Source organism: Falsiroseomonas sp. E2-1-a4 (assembly GCF_051433165.1).
GTDB lineage: Bacteria > Pseudomonadota > Alphaproteobacteria > Acetobacterales > Acetobacteraceae > Falsiroseomonas.
In genome coordinates this window covers 256,227-271,463 of the sequence record NZ_JBHMFS010000002.1, presented here as the reverse complement: position 1 = coordinate 271,463, position 15,237 = coordinate 256,227, and the positions used below count along the sequence as shown (strand labels likewise).

General features: G+C 70.1%; 18 protein-coding genes, 1 tRNA gene and 1 riboswitch. Of the genes, 10 read left to right on the top strand and 9 right to left on the bottom strand.

What is annotated here, in order from left to right:
• The first annotated feature begins 3 nt into the window (after window positions 1-3).
• Together sugE and ACFHNC_RS04055 are read left to right on the top strand one after the other, a co-directional pair.
• Complete coding sequence (gene sugE, locus ACFHNC_RS04060) at window positions 4-318, top strand: quaternary ammonium compound efflux SMR transporter SugE (RefSeq protein WP_437167930.1); 315 nt, start codon at window positions 4-6, stop codon at window positions 316-318.
• 61 nt (window positions 319-379) lie between these two features.
• Entirely contained in the window at window positions 380-1,081 is a 702-nt protein-coding gene (locus ACFHNC_RS04055; protein ID WP_437167929.1) for an isochorismatase family protein, read from the top strand.
• On the opposite strand, the gene ACFHNC_RS04050 is transcribed toward ACFHNC_RS04055, so the two are convergent.
• A complete protein-coding gene (locus ACFHNC_RS04050; RefSeq protein WP_437167928.1) occupies window positions 1,082-2,068 on the bottom strand; it encodes a nitrile hydratase subunit alpha in 987 nt (328 codons plus the stop codon).
• A 117-nt stretch (window positions 2,069-2,185) separates the two neighbouring features.
• Between ACFHNC_RS04050 and ACFHNC_RS04045 the strand changes: the two genes are divergently transcribed.
• From ACFHNC_RS04045 to ACFHNC_RS04035, 3 genes are read left to right on the top strand one after another with little or no spacing between them, the layout of a single operon-like run.
• The gene (locus ACFHNC_RS04045; protein WP_437167927.1) at window positions 2,186-3,190 is read left to right on the top strand and encodes a Bug family tripartite tricarboxylate transporter substrate binding protein; all 1,005 of its coding nucleotides are present in this window, start codon (window positions 2,186-2,188) and stop codon (window positions 3,188-3,190) included.
• A gap of 16 nt (window positions 3,191-3,206) precedes the next feature.
• Window positions 3,207-3,671: a CMD domain-containing protein gene (locus ACFHNC_RS04040; RefSeq protein ID WP_437167926.1), complete on the top strand. Its 465-nt coding sequence runs from the start codon at window positions 3,207-3,209 to the stop codon at window positions 3,669-3,671.
• Window positions 3,668-4,237 (top strand): peroxidase-related enzyme, encoded by a 570-nt coding sequence (locus tag ACFHNC_RS04035; protein ID WP_437167925.1) that lies wholly within the window; start codon window positions 3,668-3,670, stop codon window positions 4,235-4,237. The genes ACFHNC_RS04040 and ACFHNC_RS04035 overlap by 4 nt, the downstream gene beginning before the upstream one ends.
• A gap of 10 nt (window positions 4,238-4,247) precedes the next feature.
• On the opposite strand, the gene ACFHNC_RS04030 is transcribed toward ACFHNC_RS04035, so the two are convergent.
• From ACFHNC_RS04030 to ACFHNC_RS04000, 7 genes are all read right to left on the bottom strand, one after another.
• Window positions 4,248-5,228 (bottom strand): Bug family tripartite tricarboxylate transporter substrate binding protein, encoded by a 981-nt coding sequence (locus ACFHNC_RS04030; protein WP_437167924.1) that lies wholly within the window; start codon window positions 5,226-5,228, stop codon window positions 4,248-4,250.
• A gap of 34 nt (window positions 5,229-5,262) precedes the next feature.
• A complete protein-coding gene (locus ACFHNC_RS04025; protein ID WP_437167923.1) occupies window positions 5,263-6,255 on the bottom strand; it encodes a D-2-hydroxyacid dehydrogenase in 993 nt (330 codons plus the stop codon).
• 108 nt (window positions 6,256-6,363) lie between these two features.
• Window positions 6,364-7,560, bottom strand: a complete 1,197-nt coding sequence (locus ACFHNC_RS04020) for an amidohydrolase (RefSeq protein WP_437167922.1) — start codon at window positions 7,558-7,560, stop codon at window positions 6,364-6,366.
• Window positions 7,561-7,637: 77 nt separating this feature from the next.
• A tRNA-Pro gene (locus tag ACFHNC_RS04015) sits at window positions 7,638-7,711 on the bottom strand.
• Between the two features lie 57 nt (window positions 7,712-7,768).
• Window positions 7,769-8,251 carry a DUF192 domain-containing protein gene (locus ACFHNC_RS04010; RefSeq protein ID WP_437167921.1) on the bottom strand — a complete coding sequence of 161 codons (483 nt, stop codon included), beginning with the start codon at window positions 8,249-8,251 and terminating at the stop codon, window positions 7,769-7,771.
• Complete coding sequence (locus tag ACFHNC_RS04005) at window positions 8,248-9,384, bottom strand: acetoin utilization protein AcuC (protein ID WP_437167920.1); 1,137 nt, start codon at window positions 9,382-9,384, stop codon at window positions 8,248-8,250. The genes ACFHNC_RS04010 and ACFHNC_RS04005 overlap by 4 nt, the downstream gene beginning before the upstream one ends.
• Window positions 9,385-9,410: 26 nt before the next feature.
• The gene (locus ACFHNC_RS04000; protein WP_437167919.1) at window positions 9,411-9,968 is read right to left on the bottom strand and encodes a manganese efflux pump MntP; all 558 of its coding nucleotides are present in this window, start codon (window positions 9,966-9,968) and stop codon (window positions 9,411-9,413) included.
• A 187-nt stretch (window positions 9,969-10,155) separates the two neighbouring features.
• A riboswitch (TPP riboswitch) is annotated at window positions 10,156-10,263 on the top strand.
• A 26-nt stretch (window positions 10,264-10,289) separates the two neighbouring features.
• Between ACFHNC_RS04000 and ACFHNC_RS03995 the strand changes: the two genes are divergently transcribed.
• From ACFHNC_RS03995 to ACFHNC_RS03980, 4 genes are read left to right on the top strand one after another with little or no spacing between them, the layout of a single operon-like run.
• Window positions 10,290-11,000 (top strand): ABC transporter ATP-binding protein, encoded by a 711-nt coding sequence (locus ACFHNC_RS03995; RefSeq protein WP_437167918.1) that lies wholly within the window; start codon window positions 10,290-10,292, stop codon window positions 10,998-11,000.
• The gene (locus tag ACFHNC_RS03990) at window positions 10,997-11,755 is read left to right on the top strand and encodes an ABC transporter permease (protein ID WP_437167917.1); all 759 of its coding nucleotides are present in this window, start codon (window positions 10,997-10,999) and stop codon (window positions 11,753-11,755) included. Before ACFHNC_RS03995 ends, ACFHNC_RS03990 begins: the two co-directional genes overlap by 4 nt.
• Window positions 11,752-12,714, top strand: coding sequence for an ABC transporter substrate-binding protein (locus ACFHNC_RS03985; protein ID WP_437167916.1), 963 nt, complete (start codon window positions 11,752-11,754; stop codon window positions 12,712-12,714). The genes ACFHNC_RS03990 and ACFHNC_RS03985 overlap by 4 nt, the downstream gene beginning before the upstream one ends.
• Window positions 12,711-13,187 (top strand): YaiI/YqxD family protein, encoded by a 477-nt coding sequence (locus ACFHNC_RS03980; protein ID WP_437167915.1) that lies wholly within the window; start codon window positions 12,711-12,713, stop codon window positions 13,185-13,187. The genes ACFHNC_RS03985 and ACFHNC_RS03980 overlap by 4 nt, the downstream gene beginning before the upstream one ends.
• A 10-nt stretch (window positions 13,188-13,197) precedes the next feature.
• Here ACFHNC_RS03980 and ACFHNC_RS03975 read toward each other — a convergent pair whose 3' ends face one another.
• Window positions 13,198-14,151, bottom strand: coding sequence for an OmpA family protein (locus tag ACFHNC_RS03975; RefSeq protein ID WP_437167914.1), 954 nt, complete (start codon window positions 14,149-14,151; stop codon window positions 13,198-13,200).
• Window positions 14,152-14,302: 151 nt separating this feature from the next.
• Here ACFHNC_RS03975 and ACFHNC_RS03970 point away from each other — a divergent pair, with 151 nt between their 5' ends.
• A complete protein-coding gene (locus ACFHNC_RS03970) occupies window positions 14,303-15,232 on the top strand; it encodes an NAD(P)/FAD-dependent oxidoreductase (RefSeq protein ID WP_437167913.1) in 930 nt (309 codons plus the stop codon).
• Window positions 15,233-15,237 lie beyond the last annotated feature (5 nt).

The following is a 15,237-nucleotide window of genomic DNA, read 5'->3' as shown; positions in this document are numbered from 1 at the left end:
GTCATGGCGTGGGTGTATCTTTTCGGTGCCGGGCTGCTCGAGATCGGCTGGGCGATGGGGCTGAAGCAGACACAGGGCTTCACCCGGCTTTGGCCCTCCGTGCTGACGGTCGGCGCCATGGCGGCGAGCTTCTGGCTGCTGGCGCTGGCGTTGAAGGTGCTGCCGATCGGCACCGCCTACGCGATCTGGACCGGGATCGGCGCGGTCGGTACCGCCATCCTCGGCATCTGGCTGCTGGGGGAGCCAGCGAATATCGGCCGCCTGGCCGGCATCGCCCTGATCCTGTCCGGCATCGTGACGCTGAAGCTGGCCGGTTAGTCCAGCGCTTGACGCGCGCGCGCCCCTTCGCGACGGTCCCTCGGCAACGGAGGATACGATGATGGCCGAGGAACTGGAAAAGCTGGCGAAGTGGCGCGGCTTCGTACCGGATGAGGAGCTGGAGACCTACCGCAAGGGTGGCTTCGCGCGGCGCATCGGCATCGGCCGCCGCCCGGCGCTGCTGAACATCGACACCACCTACATGTTCGTCGACCCCGCCTATTCGCAATGCGGGCGCGAAGACCCGGCACTGATCGCGGCGCTGACGCGGCTGACCGCGCTGTTCCGGCGCCTCGACCTGCCGATCTACTACAGCCGCCGCGACGACCGCACGCATCCCAGTTATCGCGGCATCTGGAACCTGAAGCTCGGCACGGCGAATGACTACCAGTACAGCCGCGACAAGCGTGCCGATGAATGGCCGGAAGCCTATGCGCCGCGGGAGCAGGACCGGGTGGTGATGAAAAACAAGCCCTCTTGCTTCTTCGCGACGCCGCTGGAGGCCTTCCTGCGCTATGATGAGGTGGACACCGTGATCATCTGCGGTGTCTCCACCAGCGGCTGCGTGCGGGCCGGCGCGATGGACGCCTTCAGCCATAATTTCCGCACCGTGCTGGTGGAACAGGCCTGCGGCGACCGCAGCCCGAGCGCGCATCGGGCGAACCTGTTCGACCTGGACATGAAGTTCGCCGATGTCGAAAGCCTGGACTATGTCGAGCGCGAATTGGAATCACGCTTCGGCGTGCCGCGCGCGGCCGAATGATCAAACCGTGGTGACGCCGATCATGCCGTCGCGCGTCACCAGCGCCGCCAGCCGCTCTGCGTCCCAGCCTTCCGTGCCGGCGGGGCGCTTCGGCACCACCAGGTAGCGCAGCTCCGCATTGCTGTCGTGCACGCGGAGTTCCACGCCCGGCGGCAGCGTCGTGCCGAATTCGGCGAGAATACCGCGCGGGTCGCGCACCGCGCGGGCGCGATAGGCGCGGCTTTTGTACCAGGCCGGCGGGCGGCCGAGGATGCTGCGCGGGTAGCAGGAACACAGCGTGCAGACGACGAGGTGGTGCCGGCTTTCCGTGTTGAACAGCGCGGAAAGCTTGGTGCCCGCCGCATCGAGGCCAAGCTCCGCCGCCGCGGCCACCGCATCTTCCGCCAGGCGCTGCGCGTAGGCCGCATCGGTCCAGGCACGCACGACGATGGCGGCGCCGTTGTTCGGGCTGCGCGCATCCATCCGCGCGATCTCCTCGCGGATCTCCGCCGCCGTCAGCACGCCCTTCGCCAGCAGCAGGTTCCGCATCGCGACGCCGCGAAGGCGCAGCGGGGAAAGCCGTTCCTCCGCCGCGTCGTGGTCTTCCTGGTAGGGGTGATGCTCGTGGTCATGGTCGTGATCATGGCCGTGGTCGTCATGGTGGTTGTGGTGCGCCTCCACCACATCCTGCCCCGCATCACGCAGACGCTGTTCTTCTGCCAGCACCTCGGATTCCGTCACGATGCCCTTCTCGATCAGCAGGCTTGAGAAGGCGAGAATCCAGCGTTCGTAATACGGCATCGCCCAATAGGTGGCGGAGTCGAGCTGTTCCTGTACGCGGCGGCTTTCATCCGTGGTAAACAGGCGCCGCTTCGCATCCGACAGCAGCATGCGGATCGCATCCGCCTCCTTCTCCCAATGCGCCGCCTCATGTTCCGCGCGCGGCACGGGTCCCTCGAAGCGGCCGCCGGCATCGTGCGGCGGGTGGGTATGGGGCAGGTCGTTCATGGTGCGTCTCCCGGCATTGGCGCGCAGGCTACCGGCCCTGCGCCGCAGCCGGAAGCCTCGACAGCGCGGCGCGTCCGGGCGAAGGTCATGACAATCAACATGGGAGAGACTGGGAACATGACAAACCGCAATGCCCTGTTCGGGCGCCGCATCCTGCTCGCCGCCGGCGCCGCTGGCACCGCCGCCCTGGCCGCACCGGCGCTGGCACAATCCTGGCCCAGCCGGGACCTGCGGATGATCGTGCCCTTCCCGCCCGGTGGCACGACGGATGTGGTGGCGCGCCTGGTGGCGATGGCGATGCGGGACAAGCTGGGCCGCGCCGTGGTGGTGGAAAACCAGCCCGGCGCCGGCAGCACCACCTCCGCCGGCCGCTTCGCACGCGAAGGCGATGACCATGCGATGTTCGTCTCGCAGATCGCATCCCACGGCATCGCGCCGGCGCTGTACCGCAACCTCACCTATAATCCCGAGGATGATTTCAAGGCGCTGACACTGATGGTGACGGTGCCGAATGTCTGGGTCGCCAATCCGCGCAACGTGCCCGGCGGTGATGTGCGCGCGCTGCTGCGCGATGCCAAGGCGCGGCCCGGCATCCGCACCTTCGCCTCCGCCGGCAACGGCACCTCCACCCATCTGACTGGCGAGTTGATCAACCAGCAGACCGGCGCGCGCTTCCAGCATGTGCCCTATCGCGGCGCCGGGCCCGGCATGGTCGCGGTGATGGGCGGCGAGGTTGATACCTTCATCGACAATCTGCCCACCGCCCTGCCGCAGATCCGTGCCGGCACCGTCATTCCGCTCGCCGTCACCTCCGCCACGCAGCTGGCGGTGCTGCCGGATGTGCCGGCGCTGGCGGAGCTGGGCGCGGAATTCAACCTGCAAGGCTTCGCGGCGGAGGCCTGGTTCGGCCTGCATACGCATCGCAGCGCCTCGGATGAGGTGGTGCAGCGCATGGGCGATGCGATCCGCGCCGCCCTGTCCGAACCGGCGATGCAGGCCCAGCTGGCGGAGCGTGGCACCCAGCCCCGCCCCGTGCCGGCGGCGGAATATGCCGCGCTGGTGACGGCCGAGCTGGCCCGCTGGCGCGAGGTGGTCCGACAGGGCAACATCCTGGTGCAATAGCCACCAGGACGCCGCCTTGCCTGACTTCCCCTCGCCTGACCTTATAGAAGACCTCCTCGGCCTGGCGCCGGACAGCGCCATCGGCGCGCTGCGCCGGCAGCGCCCGGAAGCCCTGCGCCATGCCGAGGGCGCCTATCGCGAACTGCTGCTGCCGCCCGACCCGGGCGGTCTGAGCCTGGCGGAACGCGCGGCACTCGCCCGGCACGTGGCGGAACGCGAGGGCGATGCGGCGCTGGCCGCGCATTTCGCCGGCCTCGCCCCCACGCCCGACCCCTCCCCCCGGCGCGATGCGCTGCTGGCCTATGCGGAGAAGGTGGCGATGCAGCCGGAGGCCACGGCCAAGGCGGATATCGATGGGCTGGCGGCGCTCGGCCTGACCTCGCGGGATATCGTCGCAGCCACGCAGTTGATCGCCTTCGTGCCCTACCAGACCCGGCTGTTGGCCGGGCTGCGCGCCCTGATGCAGGAGAAGGCGGCATGAGCCGGTTCACCCTGAAGCCCGTCGGCTGGCGCCCCCGCCTCGCCCCCGTGAAGGCGGAGACGGCGACACCCGAGCAGCTTGCGGCGCTGGATGCCTGCCCGCCGGCGGTGCGCCGTTCCACCTATTTCCTGACGCTGGCGCATGACCCGGGCTCGCTCGGCGAACGCGGCGCGCTGTTCAATATCGTCATGTATGCCGAAGGTGGGCTGGACCGCGCGGACCGGGAATTGTCCACCGCCGTCGTCTCCATGGTGAATGGCTGCGTGTATTGCACCTCAGTCCACGCCAAGCGCTTCACCGAGCTGACGGGCGATGAGCCCGCCATGCAGCGCATCCTGGACGAGGGCTGGGCCGCGGAGCCGGACCCGCGCCGCAAGGCCGTGGCCGACTTCACCGAGGCGCTGACCCGCGACCCCGGCGCCACCACCGCGCAGCATCTGGCGCCGCTGCGGGCGGTGGGGCTGGATGACCTCGAAATTCTCGATCTCATCCATTCCGTGGCGATGTTCGCCAATGCCAACCGGCTGATGCTGACGCTGGGCGACCCGCTGCTGCCGCGAAGCTAGTTGATCCGCTCTAGTTGATCCGCGCGCCGGAGATGCGGACCAGCTCGGCATGGCGGACAATTTCCTCCTGCAGATAGGTTGCCAGCCGCTCCGGCGTGCCGCCGCCATCGAAGGCCATGCCGGCGGCTTCCAGCCGCTGCCGCGCCACCGGGTCGGCCAGCACCTCATTCGCCAGGGTGTTCAGCCGGGCGACCAGGGCCGGGTCGGCGCCGCGCGGCAGCATCAGGCAGAACCAGGTGCCGAAGGAAAGGCCAGGCATGCCGAGCTCCGTCGCAGTCGGCACGTCGGGCAATTGCGGCACACGGGTTTCCGACAGCACGGCGATGGCGCGCACCCGCCCGGCCTCGACCAGCGGCTTCGCGCCCGTCACCAGGTTGAACATCGCCTGGATGCGGCCAGCGATCAGGTCCGTGGTCGCGGCCGCCGGCGCCGCATAGGGCACATGGGTCAACTGCGTCCCGGTGCGGGAGGCGAAAAGCTCCGCCGCCAGATGCATCGAGGACCCGTTGCCGGTGGTGCCGTGATTGATCGCGCCGGGGTTCGCCTTGGCGTATTCGGTGAAGGCGGCCAGGTCGCGCACCGGCAGGTCATTGGTCACCGTCAGGATGTTGGGCACGCTGCCCAGCAGGATCACCGGCGTGAAATCGCGCACCGGGTCGAAGGGCATGTCCCGGTACATTGCCGGGTTGGTGGCCAGCGTGCCGGCCCAGGTCCACAGGATGGTGTGCCCATCCGGCTCCGCCCGCGCCGCCGCGGTGGCGCCGATGTTGCCGGCCGCGCCGCCGCGATTCTCGATGATGACGGGCTGCGGAATGCGCTTTTCCAGCTCCTGCGCGAAGATCCGGGCGAGCGTATCGGCGGTTCCGCCACCCCCTGGCGCAGGCAGGATGATGCGGATCGGGCGCGACGGCCAGGCGGGCGCCTGGGCCCAGGCGGGCGTGGCGGCGCCGATCGCCGTGGCGGCGAGAAGCGTGCGGCGGGTGAGGCTCATGGCGGCGGCTCCATCATGCAGGGTGTGACGCACCTCAATAGCCCCGGGCTGGGTCCACCCGGTTCGGCGCCGGCTGCCCGGCCCGCATGGCAAGCAGGTTTCGGAACAGGATGTCCAGCGTGTGGTCGTTATAGGTGGCGGGGTCGTCCGAGGAGACGTGCGGCACCACCAGCATCCCCGGCGTGCGCCACAGACGATGGCCGGGCGGCAGCGGCTCCGGCACCGCCACATCGGTGACGACACCGGCCAGCGCCCCCGCCTCCAGCGCATCGCAGACCGCGTCCTGGTCCCACACCGCGCCGCGCGCCATGTTCACCAGCTTGGCGCCGGGTGGCAGCAGGCCAATGCGACGGCGGTCGATCAGGCCGCGGGTTTCGGGCGTCAGTGGGCAGGCCAGCAGCAGAAACTCGGCGCGCGGCAGCACCTGGTCCAGCGCTTCCGTGGTCACCACCTCATCGCAATCCGGATGCGGCGTGGCGCTGTTCCGAACGCCGATCACCTTCATGCCGAAGGCGCGCGCATGCTTTGCGGCAGACCCACCAATGCTGCCGAGACCCACGATGCACACGGTGCGGCCTGCCAGCAACGAGCCGAAACGCGCCTGCCAGGTCTCCGCCCGCTGCTGGGTGCCGAAATGCGGGATGTGGCTGGCCAGCATCAGCAGCGACATCAGGGCGAACTCGCCGGCCTTGGCCGCATGGGTGCCGCGGTTGTTCAGCAGCGTGATCTCCGGCGGCAGCCAGGCGAAGGGCGCCAGCCGATCCAGCCCGGCGGAGGTGCAGGCGATCACCCGCAGCTTCGGCGCGATGCCCGGCAGCGCGCCCACGGGGAAGCGCGCATGCACCACCTTGGTCCAGGTCAGCAGCACCTCCGCCTGCCCGATGGCGGCGGCGAAGCCCGCATCGTCATCGGCGAATGAGATGTCGGGCGTGCCGATCTCCTGGTGGCGGGACTGGGCGGCTTCGACCTGGGCGGGGGTGACGGGGAACAGCGTCTCGCCGGGCGGGTTCTGGATATGGATGCGCATGGCCGGAGCCTCGCAGCCCGGCGCGGCGCGTCAAGCCATCCCTGCGCGGCTGCGCATCAGGCAACCCCTGCGTGGCTGCGCATTAGGCAACCCCTGCGCGGCTGCGCATCAGGCAATCCAGGCGCCGTCGCGCGCAACTAGGCGCCCGGCGTGGAAGACCAGGCCGCGCGGCGGATGGCCGCCGATGGCCTCCGGCACGTTTTCCACCTTGATGCTGAACAGATTCGCCGGATGACCCTCCGCGATGCCGTGCTGGGCGATGCCGAGGGCCGCGGCGCCCTCGGAGGAGACCATGGCGAACAATTCCTCCAGCAGCGGATCGGTCCGCAGATCCTCGCGCCAGCCGATCACCGCGGCGCGTTCGAGCATGTCGGCGTTGCCATAGGGGCTCCAGGTGTCGCGCACATCGTCGTTGCCGCAGAACACGCGCACGCCGGCGCGCCGCAGCAGCATCAGCGGCGGCATGGTTGCGCTGCCGCCGCCATGGGTGACGAGGGAGACGCCCGATTCCGCCATCAGCGCCGCCGCCGCCTTCTGCTTCGATTCGCCGATGCCACCGAGGCAGAAGCCGTGGCTGATGGTGACCCGCCCCTGCATGCCCTCCGCCCGGGTGCGGGCGCAGATTTCCTGCAGGCTGTACAGGCCGAGTTCAGCCGGTTCGTGCAGGTGAATGTCGATGCCGACGCCGCGTCGCGCCGCGACCGCGAAGATGCCATCGAGCTGGCCGGAGGGGTTGCGGTCCACCTCGCAGGGGTCGATGCCACCGACGAGGTCCGCGCCTTCGCGCACCGCCGCATCCAGCAGATCGAGCATCGGCGTGCCGCCCTGGCGCATCACGCCGGCCTGCGGGAAGGCCACCACCTGCACCGTCACCGCATGGGCATGGGCCGATTTCGCCGCCAGCACGCCCTGCAGCGCGGCGAGCCCGAAGGCGGGGGTGATGTCGGCATGGGTGCGGATATGCGCCGTGCCGTTGGCGACGCAGCGGCGGATGAGTTCGCCGGCCCGGTCTTCGGTGGGGCGCGGCAGGTTGGGCAGCAGGCGCTGGTCCGTGTCGATGCGGCTCTGGCGGAAAGGCTCGGCGGCGTGCGGCTGCCAGGGCAGGCCGAACAGGGTCTTGTCCAGATGCATGTGGCCATCCACCAGGCCTGGCAGCAGCAGCGCCCCGCCGAGGTCCAGCGTCTCCGCCGCCGCCGGGTCCGGCGCGGCTTTCGGCAGGATGGCCGTGATGCGGCCGCCGGCGATGGCGATGCGCGGCGTGCTGCCATCCGCGAGGCGAAGGTTCGTTAGCAGCAGGTCGGTCATGGCGCGGTCCCCCAGGGCGAGCAGCCATGAAAGACGGCGCGGGCGGGTTGGGGAAGCCCCATGGGGAAAGCCTGGAATCGGGGTGCCCGGAATCGAACCGAGGACCTCCTGTACCCAAAACAGGCGCGCTACCAGGCTGCGCCACACCCCGAATGGCGGATACCTACGGTCCCGGCCGCCCCAGGGCAAGCATCAGAGGATGCAAGCGTCAGGGCGCGGTGCCGAAAATACGGTGCAGCACCCGGTCGCCGACGCGGATGTCCAGCTTCTCCGTGATGCCGGCCTGAAGCTCCAGCGTGGCGCGCACAGGGCCGCGGCTGTCCACCGGGGTCAGGCTGTAGGGCACGGTGCGTTCCGCGATGCGGTGGATGCGGCCATCCGCCGCGATGAAGACCATGTCCAGCGCGGCGATGGTGTTGCGCATCCACATGCTGCTCTCGCGCGGCTGGCCCCAGTCGAACAACATGCCTTCACCCGCGCCGACGGTCGGGCGAAACATCAGGCCGATCATCTGGTGCTCCGGGCTGACAGCCATCTCGACCTGGAAGGTGTGGCGGGTGCCGTCGCGGCCGATGATGACCAGCGGCTCCGTCGGCAGCTTCGGCTGCGGGCGATCGATGCCGGGCTGGGCCATGGCGTGGCTGGCGGCGAACAGGCCGAAGGAGGCAAGCAGGGGGCGGCGTGTGATCATGCGGGCACCTTAGCAGCGTTGATCGGCTCGGGCAGGTCTTCCAGCGTGCGCGCGGCCAACGCCCGGATTTCGGGCCGCACCGGGCCGGGGCGCGGCGCATCGGCGATGGAGGTGAACCAGTCCTCGGGCGGGTTGCGGCCGGCGGCGCGAGTCCAGGCCAGGCCGCGCAGAACGGCCTCCGCCGCGGCCGGAATGCGCGGTGGGATTGGCAGGCGGTTCAGCGTGGCCCAGACCCCGGCCCAGCAGCGCGCCACGGACCAGGGATTGTAGCCGCCGCCGCCCAGCACGATCAGCCGCGGTGCGGCGCCCATCAGCGCCTGCACCACGGCGCGATGCGCGGCGTTGGACAGGGCAAGTCGGGATAGTGGGTCCTCCGCAATCGCATCCGCGCCACACTGCAGCATCACTGCCTGCGGCCGCCGTTGGCGCAGGATGGGCAGGATGGCGTGTCGCAGCAGCACGTCCATTTCGGAGTCGTTGAAACCCTCCGGCACCGGCAGGTTGCGGGCATGGCCCCCTGCCCGGTTCTCCGCCGGCCCGGTATTGGGCCAGCGCCCTTCCTCATGCACGGAAACGGTGAACACCCGGGGGTCGTCGGCGAAGGCCGCCTCCACCCCATCGCCGTGATGCGCGTCGATATCGAGATACAGGATGTTGTCCAACCCGAGGTCGAGCCAGGCCATCAGCCCCAGCACCGCGTCATTCAGGTAGCAGAAGCCGCTGGCGCGGTCCGGCTGGCCGTGATGGGTACCGCCGCCGGGCGCATGCACCACCCCGCCCTCCGCCGTCAGCCGCGCCGCCAGCATCACTCCGCCGGCGCCGGTGGCGGGGCGGGAGAAGACCTCCCGGTACACCGGGTTGCCATCCGCGCCGATGCGGTGGCGCTCCCGATGCGCCGGGTCCACCGCCTGCGAGGCCTCCGCCTGCATCAGCGCCGCGACATAGTCCGGGGTGTGGAAGCGGGTGAGCTGATCCGGCGTCGCGCGCGGGCTGTCCACATACTGGCCCGGCGCCACCCAGCCCATGGCGCGCACCAGGTCGAGCATGGTGGAGACGCGCGGAATCGCCAGCGGGTGCTTCGGCCCATAGGTGGAGCCGCGGTAAATTTCGGAGCCGATCAGGATGGGGCGCATCGTCGGTCAAGATGGGGCCGGCCCCGTCAGCCGACCAGATGTTCCAGCAGGATGGAAGTGCCGAGCGCGATCAGCGCCAGCCCCGCCAGCGCCTCCGCCCCCCGCCCGAACCGGCTGCCGAGCATCCGGCCGGCCATCATGCCGCCGGTCGCCATGATGAAGGTGGCCAGCCCGATGGCCGGCGCGACGATCCAGATATCCACCTCCAGCACCGCCAGCGACACGCCGACCGCCATCGCATCGATGCTGGTGCCGACGGCGACCGCCACCAGCATCCAAGGTGAGCGAGGGCGCGGCGGCGCATCCGGTGCGCGGCGCAGCGCCGCATACAGGCAATGCAGCCCCACCAGGCCGAGCAGGGTGAAGGCCACCCAATGATCGATCGCCGCGACCTGCCCCGCGGCCAGGATGCCAAGCGACCAGCCCAGCACCGGCGTCAGCGTCTCCACCGCCCCGAACACCGCCCCGGTCCGCAACGCATCGCCCACGTGAACGCGCTGGCCGGTTGCACCCCGGCTGAGGGCGGCGGCGAAGGCATCCACGGACATGCCGAGTGCGAGAATGGTGATGGCGACGGGGGACATGGCGGCGGGTCCGTAAGCGTCAGCCGTGCCTACGCCCGCAACCTGCATCCGTCAAATTTTCATTTAAAAACAGATACTTGTAGTCTGAACCCGCATATGTTCCGCAGGCTACACAAGCGGGAGAGGGGGACGAATCCGGGCGGCTGCACGGGTCTTGCCACGCGTCGTTGGGCACCGCATACATCTGACCGTCATCGGGGGGAGCCCATTGGGGGCTGAGAGGCGGGGCAGTCCCCGCGACCCCACGAACCTGATCCGGGTCATGCCGGCGAAGGGAACGGTGTCGTGCTCGGCCTTGATTCACCCGGATTCCGTATTGCCTTGCCGCGTGGCCTCTCGCTTGGGGGGCAACCCGTGCTGGGCGCGCTCGACCTGCTCGTGCCGGGCGGGCGGACCACCGCGCTGCTCGGGCCTTCGGGGTCCGGCAAATCCACACTGCTGCGGCTGGTGGCGGGGCTGCTGCCGGTGCCGGCGGATGGCACCGTGCAGGCCGAGGATGGCGCGGCGCTGGCCGGGCGGGTCGCCTATATGGCGCAGCAGGACCTTCTGGCGCCCTGGCGGGACGTGCTGGGCAACATCACCCTCGGCGCGCATCTCCGCGGCCAGGCGCCCGACCTGCCGCGGGCGCGGGCCATGCTGGCCGAGGTTGGCCTGGCGCCCGCGGATTCGGCAAAGCGCCCGGCGCAGCTTTCCGGCGGCATGCGCCAGCGCGTGGCCCTCGCCCGCACGCTGATGGAAGACCGGCCCCTGGTGCTGATGGATGAGCCGTTCAGCGCCGTGGACGCGCCGACGCGCCACCGCATGCAATCCCTCTCCGCCCGGCTTCTGGCCGGCCGCACCGTGCTGCTGGTGACGCATGATCCGCTGGAGGCGCTGCGCCTGGCCGACCAGATTTTTGTGCTGACGGGCACCCCGGCCGTGCCGGTGGCGGTGCCCGTTCCCGCGGGTGTGCCGCCGCGCCCCGCCGGCGACCCGGCCCTGCTCGCCGCCCAGGCTGCGCTGCTGGAACGGCTGGCGGAGGCGGTGGCATGATCCGCGGATTTCTCGCAGCCTTCGGCCTGGTGCTGCTGTGGCAGGGCTTCGTCTGGCTGACCGATGTGCCCCACTTCCTACTGCCGGCGCCGAGCCGTGTGGCACTCGCCTTGGTCGATCGCTGGGACAGCATTCTCCACCACGCGCTGATCACCGGCACCGAGATCCTGCTCGGCCTGGCGCTGGGCTCCCTGCTCGGCATCACCACGGCGCTGGTGCTGGTCGCGTGGCGGGAGGGGCGGCGCTGGCTGCTGCCGCTGCTGCTGATCAGCCAGGCCATCCCGGTGTTTGCCATCGCGCCGCTGCTGACGCTGTGGCTGGGCTTTGGCATCGCGAGCAAGGTGGCGATGGCCACCCTCATCATCTTCTTCCCCGTCGCCACCGCCTTCTATGACGGGCTGCGGCGGACGGAGCCGGGGATGCTCGACCTCGCCGCCACGATGGGCGCCGGGCGGCTGGCCACGCTGTGGCGGGTGCGGGTGCCGGCGGCGCTGCCGGCGCTCGCCTCCGGCCTGCGCGTCGCGGCGGCCGTCGCGCCAATCGGCGCGGTGGTCGGCGAATGGGTCGGCGCCTCGGCGGGGCTTGGCTACCTGATGCTGCACGCCAATGGCCGCAGCCAGACCGATGTGATGTTCGCCGCGCTGTTCGTGCTGATGCTGATGGCACTGGCGCTCTGGTTCACCACCGATTGGCTGCTGCGCCGGGCGATCCCGTGGCAGCCCGATTCCCTCCTCACCGAAAAGGTCACGACATGAAGCGCCTTCTTCTTGGGCTGGCTTTGCTGCTGGCGCCACTTCCCGCACTCGCGCAGCCGGCGCCGACGCCGCTGACGGTGCTGCTGGACTGGTTCATCAACCCGGACCACCTGCCCATCATCATCGCCCAGGAACGCGGCGACTTCGCCCGCGCGAACCTTGATGTGCGGATCATCGCACCGGCCGATCCGAACGACCCGCCGCGGCTGGTGGGTGCGCGGCGCGCCGATATCGGCGTGTACTACCAGAAGAACCTGCACCTCGCGATCGACCAAGGCCTGCCTCTAATGCGCGTCGGCACGCTGGTCGCCACGCCGCTCTCTACCCTGACCGTGCTGCGGGATGGCCCGGTGCGCAGCCTGGCGGATCTACGCGGCAAGCGCGTGGGTTACTCCGTCGCCGGGTTCGAGGAAGTGACGATGGGCGCGATGCTGGAGACGGTGGGCCTCTCGCTCTCCGACATCCGGCTGATCAACGTGAATTTCGGCCTGTCCTCGGCGCTGATGTCGGGTCAGGTGGATGCCATTCTCGGCGGCTTCCGCAATTTCGAGCTGCATCAGCTCGACATCGAGAACCGCCCCGGCCGCGCCTTCTTCCCCGAGCAATACGGCACGCCGGCCTATGACGAGCTGATCTACATCGCCCATCGGGACCGCGTGCAGGACCCGGCGCTGCGCCGCTTCATTGATGCGACGGAGGCCGCGACCCACTTCCTGGTGAACAACCCGGAGGAATCCTGGCGCATGTTCATCGCCGGCCCGCGGCGCGAGCTGGACAACGAACTGAACCGCCGCGCCTTCGCCAGCACGGCCAACCGCTTCTCGCTGAGCCCCGGCGCGCTGGACCGCAACCGCTATGAACGCTTCGCCCGCTTCCTGGCCGATCGCCGCATGATCCGCAGCGTGCCGGCGCTTGAGACCTATGCGATGGAACTGCCGCCCGCTACTGCTTCTAGGTGAACAACGAACCGCGCTTCCTGGTCGATGCCGATGCCTGTCCCGTGCGGGACGAAATCCTGCGCGTCGCCGGGCGGCTCGGCTTCGAGACGATCTTCATCTCCAACGGCTCCCGCCCCATCCGGCCGCCGGGCGGGCGCACGCGGATCGTCATCGTCACCGATGGCGCGGACAAGGCGGATGACTGGATCGCCGATGCGGCGACGCCCACGGATATCTGCCTGACAGCCGATATCCCCCTCGCCGCACGCTGCCTGGCCAAGGGCGCCTTCGCCTTGAACTTCAAGGGCCATCCCTGGACCGAGAACAACATCGGCAGCGCCTTGGCCGGCCGCGCCATGTCCCAGCATCTGCGCGAGATGGGCATGGGCGGCGGCCCGGCGCCGATGGCGGGCGCCGACAAGTCGCGCTTCCTGAATGCGCTGGATGCGATGGCGCAGGCGGCCATCCGGCGGGCGCGCGACTCGCCCGGCTGAGGCCGCCCCGTCAGTACCGCACCAGCTCCACCCGCCGGTTGCGCGCGCGGCCTTCCGGTGTGGCGTTGTCGGCCACCGGCTGTTCCTCGCCCAGGCCTCGCGCTGCCAGCCGCGCGGGATCGATGCCGTAGCCCTCGATCAGGGCCTGGCGCACCTCCGCCGCCCGGCGCTGCGACAGGGCCAGATTGTAGGCGTCATCACCCTGGGAATCCGTGTGCCCCTCCACGCGCAGCCGCAGCCCAGGCTGGCTACGCAGCAGGCCGGCGACCTGTGTCAGGGCCGCATCGGTTCCCGGGCGCAGCGTATGCTCATCGAGGTCGAAGAACACGCCGGGCAGCGTGACGCGGCCAAGGCGCGCCAGCTCCGCCGCCAGGATTGCGGCATCGGGCAGCGCGGCATCGGGTATCGCAGGGGCGGGCGTCGCGGCGCGGGGGAACGCCATCTGCGTCCGCATCGGCGCCACCTCCAGCACATGCACAAGCGTGCGGCGGGGCGTGACGCCGATGGCGATGTAGGCCTCCGTCGTCCCGGTTGAGATCTGGCCCGTGGCGTAGCGGACATCGCCGCCGGCGCCGACATTCATGCCATTCACCCCGTTCCAGCCCCGCCCCTGCGGCGTCGGCGCGGTGCTGCCGCAGTCGGCGCGGCCGGCGCATTCCCAGTCGAGCCGGAAGCCCGGCCGGGCCTGAAGCGCCGCCAGGTAGTTGCGCAGGACCTCGAGCGTCGAGCGGCCCGGGGGGTTGTCATAGGCCAGGCGGGTCAACCTTCCCTCCCGCAGTTCGATCAGCGGCGTGCCGCTTTCGAAGCCGATGATCCGTGGATAGGCGGTGAAGGCCTCCTCCGCCCGGTCGCGCAGGGTGGCACCTTCGTAGCGGCCGACAAGGGGATGGTCGGCCTGGGCGCGGGCCTCGGCCAGGGGCAGCAGCACAACCATCAGCATGGCCGGCACAATTTGGAAAATCATCCGTTTTCTCCTTGCCCGGGAGTAGCCGATCCGCGTGTGGGTTCTCCAATCTCAAGATCGTGCGTCCCAGGCAAAGCTGGCACCGCCAACCCCGCCCGCATGATCCGCCTCCGCAACCAGCACGGATGCGGCCGGCCTGCGTTGCAGGGGCATGTCCGAAGACCTCCATGATTGCCTGATCGTCGGCGCCGGCCCCGCCGGGATGACCGCAGCGCTCTATCTCGCCCGCTTCCGGCGGCGCGTGCTGGTGGTGGATTCCGGCGCACCACGCGCCGCCTGGATCCCCACCAGCCACAACATCCCCTTCTTCGCCGAGGGCATTGGCGGGCCGGAGCTGCTGACCCTCCAGCGCGACCACCTGGCCCGCTATGGCATCGTCATCCGCCAGGGCGAGGTCACCGCCCTGCAGCGCACGGAGTCCGGCTTCACCGCCCGCATCGACACGGACGATGGACCCTCCGAGGCCCTCACCCGTCGCGTGCTACTGGCGACCGGCGCGGTGGATGTGGAGCCCGACCTGCCGGATGTGCCGGATGCCGTGCGCCGGGGCCTGGTGCGCTATTGCCCGATCTGCGACGGCTACGAGGCGCGGGGCCGCAGCATCGCCGTCATCGGCCATGGCGCGCGCGGCCTGGGTGAGGCTGCCTTCATCGCCCGCACCTATTCGGACCGCGTCACCCTGCTCACCCTCGGCACCCCGCTGGACGAGTCCGAGCGTGACCTCGCGGCGCATCACGGCATCCGCGTTGTGGCAGAGCCCGTCACCGGCCTCGACATTGCCGAGGGCCGCGTCGTTTCGCTGCAGGCCGGCGGGCAGGAGCATCGCTTCGAGGTGCTGTATTCCGCGCTCGGCCTGACCTACCGCTCCGGCCTCGGCCGCGCCCTTGGCGCCGAGCATGACGAGAAGGGCGCGCTGGTCGTGGATGCGCACAACCAGACCAGCGTGAAGGGCCTCTCCGCCGCCGGAGATGTGGTGCGCGGCCTGGACCAGATCGTCACCGCCATGGGCCAGGCGGCGGTGGCGGCAACGCATATCCACAATCGTTGTGAATTGCCCACCGAGGATGCAGACGGAGGCTAGGCAGC

Bases quoted from the DNA above. Each gene is read 5' to 3' on its own strand.
- sugE (WP_437167930.1), top strand. From the start codon at position 4: ATGGCGTGGGTGTATCTTTTCGGTGCCGGGCTGCTCGAGATCGGCTGG.
- ACFHNC_RS04055 (WP_437167929.1), top strand. From the start codon at position 380: ATGGCCGAGGAACTGGAAAAGCTGGCGAAGTGGCGCGGCTTCGTACCG.
- ACFHNC_RS04050 (WP_437167928.1), bottom strand. From the start codon at position 2,068: ATGAACGACCTGCCCCATACCCACCCGCCGCACGATGCCGGCGGCCGC.
- ACFHNC_RS04045 (WP_437167927.1), top strand. From the start codon at position 2,186: ATGACAAACCGCAATGCCCTGTTCGGGCGCCGCATCCTGCTCGCCGCC.
- ACFHNC_RS04035 (WP_437167925.1), top strand. From the start codon at position 3,668: ATGAGCCGGTTCACCCTGAAGCCCGTCGGCTGGCGCCCCCGCCTCGCC.
- ACFHNC_RS04030 (WP_437167924.1), bottom strand. From the start codon at position 5,228: ATGAGCCTCACCCGCCGCACGCTTCTCGCCGCCACGGCGATCGGCGCC.
- ACFHNC_RS04025 (WP_437167923.1), bottom strand. From the start codon at position 6,255: ATGCGCATCCATATCCAGAACCCGCCCGGCGAGACGCTGTTCCCCGTC.
- ACFHNC_RS04020 (WP_437167922.1), bottom strand. From the start codon at position 7,560: ATGACCGACCTGCTGCTAACGAACCTTCGCCTCGCGGATGGCAGCACG.
- ACFHNC_RS04010 (WP_437167921.1), bottom strand. From the start codon at position 8,251: ATGATCACACGCCGCCCCCTGCTTGCCTCCTTCGGCCTGTTCGCCGCC.
- ACFHNC_RS04005 (WP_437167920.1), bottom strand. From the start codon at position 9,384: ATGCGCCCCATCCTGATCGGCTCCGAAATTTACCGCGGCTCCACCTAT.
- ACFHNC_RS04000 (WP_437167919.1), bottom strand. From the start codon at position 9,968: ATGTCCCCCGTCGCCATCACCATTCTCGCACTCGGCATGTCCGTGGAT.
- ACFHNC_RS03990 (WP_437167917.1), top strand. From the start codon at position 10,997: ATGATCCGCGGATTTCTCGCAGCCTTCGGCCTGGTGCTGCTGTGGCAG.
- ACFHNC_RS03985 (WP_437167916.1), top strand. From the start codon at position 11,752: ATGAAGCGCCTTCTTCTTGGGCTGGCTTTGCTGCTGGCGCCACTTCCC.
- ACFHNC_RS03975 (WP_437167914.1), bottom strand. From the start codon at position 14,151: ATGATTTTCCAAATTGTGCCGGCCATGCTGATGGTTGTGCTGCTGCCC.
- ACFHNC_RS03970 (WP_437167913.1), top strand. From the start codon at position 14,303: ATGTCCGAAGACCTCCATGATTGCCTGATCGTCGGCGCCGGCCCCGCC.